At 47.9% G+C, this 3,577-nt stretch carries 6 protein-coding genes and 1 pseudogene; 1 reads left to right on the top strand and 6 read right to left on the bottom strand.

All coding sequences use genetic code 11. The annotated features are described in order from the left end of the window. From C5471_RS22755 to C5471_RS22740, 5 genes and pseudogenes are all read right to left on the bottom strand, one after another. Positions 1-217: pseudogene (locus C5471_RS22755) on the bottom strand (hypothetical protein); the annotation flags it as partial. 43 nt (positions 218-260) lie between these two features. Continuing rightward, on the bottom strand, positions 261-395 hold the full coding sequence (locus tag C5471_RS24975) for a hypothetical protein (protein WP_278250193.1): 135 nt from the start codon (positions 393-395) through the stop codon (positions 261-263). Between the two features lie 32 nt (positions 396-427). Next, positions 428-796 carry a hypothetical protein gene (locus C5471_RS22750; RefSeq protein ID WP_133813329.1) on the bottom strand — a complete coding sequence of 123 codons (369 nt, stop codon included), beginning with the start codon at positions 794-796 and terminating at the stop codon, positions 428-430. 223 nt (positions 797-1,019) lie between these two features. Further along, on the bottom strand, positions 1,020-1,562 hold the full coding sequence (locus tag C5471_RS22745) for a DUF3916 domain-containing protein (protein WP_133813330.1): 543 nt from the start codon (positions 1,560-1,562) through the stop codon (positions 1,020-1,022). Then, positions 1,563-2,360, bottom strand: coding sequence for a hemolysin BL-binding protein (locus C5471_RS22740; protein ID WP_339959321.1), 798 nt, complete (start codon positions 2,358-2,360; stop codon positions 1,563-1,565). Positions 2,361-2,758: 398 nt separating this feature from the next. Here C5471_RS22740 and C5471_RS22735 point away from each other — a divergent pair, with 398 nt between their 5' ends. Further along, positions 2,759-2,947, top strand: a complete 189-nt coding sequence (locus C5471_RS22735) for a hypothetical protein (RefSeq protein ID WP_166296487.1) — start codon at positions 2,759-2,761, stop codon at positions 2,945-2,947. A 247-nt stretch (positions 2,948-3,194) separates the two neighbouring features. Here C5471_RS22735 and C5471_RS22730 read toward each other — a convergent pair. Next, on the bottom strand, positions 3,195-3,577 hold a 383-nt coding region (locus C5471_RS22730; RefSeq protein ID WP_166296485.1), incomplete at its 5' end, for a tyrosine-type recombinase/integrase.

Below are 3,577 nucleotides of genomic sequence, written 5' to 3'. Positions count from 1 at the left end.
TGGACATTCCCGCTCCCCATGCTGTTACCAACCCTCTTACTGGATCTTGTCCTTCCGGGTGATCGCCTTTGGCATGTTTTGACAATGCCGCTGAAATCTCTTGAGGGGATTTACCTTCATTTAACATCGCGGTAGCCAGACTGGATGCTGACCGACCGTAATCCGCCATCCCTTTTGGCAAGCTCAGTGCATTATTGTCAGTAACAACGCATTCCATTGCGACGTTGACCGCCGGACGCCGATTTTCCCTGTATACTCAGTCAGTTAAACCCCATTCTTCCCGGTACGGTTCGATGCCCAGCCCACAACGCCCCGACGCGACTTTTTAGCCTGTAAGCCACTTTTTTCAGACGTAATGAACTGCCCTTTTTAAATGCCGGATGATTATCTAACATTTGGTGGCAGTTCAGATTAACGGGGATTGATGCTATTTACTAAGTAGATAATTGTAACATTCTGGAAATTGGTAATTCTCTGGGATGTTCGGCCAATCTGAAGCCTTTAACAAAGAGTCGGCATCTTCTTTAAAAGAATCAAAAAAGCTTGACAGTCCCATTGCATACACTCTGATATAAACTAACGCCGCCTGCATTGCGATTTTGTCATCATTTAACTTAGCTTGTTTTAGTAATTCCTTTGCATTTTTTAGTGACTCGAAATTTCGTTCAAATAAAGCATCTTGTTTATCCTCATAGTCAATCAATAGATCTCCTTGATCTATTGGACATTCTGATATCTTTTTTGAAAGATAAAGATAAATATTTTTTAATTCATCGAAATAGTTTTCACTAATCATTTTAGTAATTTCCTCCCTTCAGCTTCCGCAGCCCTTGTTTTGACCAGATTAATGGAGCCATCCATATTTAACACAACTCTAAAGTTTCCTTTGTTATCAAAAACTTCAAGATGATTTTTATGTTTATTATCCGGCTGGTTAATGAAGGATAATTAGCTGGTATATAAAGTAAAATCTCGGCGTTGTTGGCCGAGATTTATATTTAAAACATAAATTCTTAGCTTTAGTTAACTTCACCAATATACCAGTATTCAGAATAATAGGGCTTTCCCTCGTCATCTTCACTTATTCTAAGAACACCTAGCTCTGAAAAACCATCGGGTAATTGTAAGTTCCATTCTTTGCATAAACTTCGTTCACTCAATAAAGTTATTTTACCAAACCGATTATATCCATTACGCGTATGTTCATTGAAATATTCCTCGGATGTGAATATACATAATTCACTTGAAAACATATCAGGCAATACAATCGAACAAGTAATTCTTATATTATTTTCGTTGTCGGGCTTCGCCTTATAAATGTTATAAGCTGCATCTATCAAATCTTGAGCACAAATAGATTGAATGTTTTTATTTGTCTGTTTTCCTTGTACTAATGCTGAATACACCGGAATTTTCACATTCCAGTAACCATAAGAATAATCATTTTCAGTGATAACAGGAAAATAGGTTCTATATGACTCGGACCATGTTTTCAAGGAACGTAGTCTACGTGGTATACCACGCAGTTTTTTATTGCTTAACGCTATTCTACGCATAGACATTTATAATTTCCTTCCTTTAGCAGCATCAGTTTTGGTCTGGTTTACCGTACCATCTAAATTTAAGACAGCCTTAAATTTCCCTTTGTTATCAAAAACCTCAAGATGGTTTTTATGTTGACCATCAAGATATAGCTGATCACCTTTTTTAATCACTTTTCCAATATTGTTATTGGCTTTGTAAACACTCTGCCCCTGATATATTTGGCTGGTTTTTTGTGTACTATTTTTTATTTGAGTACCAAAACCGGGTTGAGTAAGAAATTCTTTCATATTCCCAACAGCTCCCTGATTCGGTTGATACGATGGCTTGTCTTTTCCAACATCTCCGCCGCCTTTTACTCCAGCCTTACTGATCCCTCCGGCCACCCCCGCAGACGCCGCAATCCCCGTCTGCCCCATAATCTTCACGATTTCCTGGGTGGTTTCTTCTGAGCCTCCGGTGATTTGGGCACGATGGAGCACTAAATTCCGTGATGCATCAATATTCGACATCGCACCGCGTAAATCTGCCCATTCCCGCACTTCTGCTGGCGTGAGGGAATCCAGTCCCTGCATTCTGGCTTTTTCCTGAATTTCGCTTATTCGTGCGCTGTAATCACCTTGCAATGCCCGCAGCTCTTTGGCAACAGTAACGCACTGGTCAGCGCCTGAACACGTTGCTATCCGCTCCTGAACCTTGTCATATTCCTGCCGATATTTATCCCTGACAGCAGAACGGCAATTGGTATCACCCTGACAATTAACCAGTTCCTCACTGCGTGATTGATTCTTCTCCACACTGAGGTGGTTATTGTCCACAACAACGCATTCCATTGCGACGTTGATTACCGAACGCCGATTTTCCTAATGCCCTCAGTCAGTTACAACCCGTTTTTTTCAATGTCCGTTCACCGCCGACCCCAAAACCCCCTGACGCGCTTTTCGCCCCTGAACGCCGGTTTTTCCTGCCGTACTCGGGTCAGTGTAGCGCCTTTTTCGGCAACGGGCGAACGTCGCCCAACTCGCTTGGGCGGCGGGCGGCCGTTCTGCGGGCGCGGGCGGCATAGAGCCCGCAAGCGGCGCCCCTGCGACGCTCTGAGGCACTGTGGCTTCGGCTTGCATATGACCTTGCATGACCACGCGATTTTGTTCGGGGAAGCCCCTGGGGGCTGCACGGGGCACAGCCAGTGCAGCAGGGTTGGGGCGGGGGGAAGTCAATGAGCGGAGGCCGCAGGCCGACCTGCCTTCAGGGGTGTTGGCCCAACGGTTGCAGGGCAGCTAAAGAAGCACTCAGGGTTGCCGATGTCCGGCTCAGTCGGTTAGAGCATAAGGCGCAGCCTTGTGCGCCACTCCCCGCAATGCCGACCCGCGGGGGCGCAAGACATAATGCCAATTATACGCATTAAGCCGCTCATCAATGCTCAGGCGATTGCCCGGGCTCACCGGCGCAGTGCGTATAATTCCCCCGCATTATGTTAAATAGGCGTTGGGCGGCCTGTACCGGCTCAACGGGGACGCCAGCGGTTGGGCCGCCTGACGACTATTTACCCCCGCGTGCGCCGATGCCGACGGGCAGTCCGGCCACGGTCTGCCCCCACACCGAACCCGCCTAACTTAACGGGGGCGGGCGGACGGTCAGCGGCTATCGGGGTTTCAGGTCGGTGTCGGGCTGTCCGGCGGCGTGTCCGTGTCGGTGTTGTCTTCGGCGTACAGGTCGGCCAGTAAACCCACCTCATCGGCGTCGCTGACTGTTTCGTCGGCCATTTGCTCCGCCGGATGCGTGCTGGCGTGTACCGCCTGCAAGGCCCGGATAGAGACCTGCGTATACACCTGGGTGGATTCCACGCTGGCATGGCCTAACATCGCCTGTATCCAGCGCAGGTCCGCCCCGTTCTCCAGCATCTGCGTCGCCATCGCGTGCCGGAACAGGTGGCAGGCACCTTTTTTCTTGATACCCACCGCGTTGATATACGCTGTCACCAGATTGCTGATACCGTTGGCCTGTAAGCCATCCAGCCCGTCCATCGCGACGAATA

The organism is Photorhabdus tasmaniensis (assembly GCF_011189505.1).
GTDB classification, from domain to species: domain Bacteria; phylum Pseudomonadota; class Gammaproteobacteria; order Enterobacterales; family Enterobacteriaceae; genus Photorhabdus; species Photorhabdus tasmaniensis.
Note: the sequence above shows the minus strand (reverse complement) of the source record. Positions and strands in the feature narration are given on the sequence as shown.

Bases quoted from the DNA above. Each gene is read 5' to 3' on its own strand.
- C5471_RS24975 (WP_278250193.1), bottom strand. From the start codon at position 395: ATGTTAGATAATCATCCGGCATTTAAAAAGGGCAGTTCATTACGTCTG.
- C5471_RS22750 (WP_133813329.1), bottom strand. From the start codon at position 796: ATGATTAGTGAAAACTATTTCGATGAATTAAAAAATATTTATCTTTAT.
- C5471_RS22745 (WP_133813330.1), bottom strand. From the start codon at position 1,562: ATGTCTATGCGTAGAATAGCGTTAAGCAATAAAAAACTGCGTGGTATA.
- C5471_RS22735 (WP_166296487.1), top strand. From the start codon at position 2,759: ATGAGCGGAGGCCGCAGGCCGACCTGCCTTCAGGGGTGTTGGCCCAAC.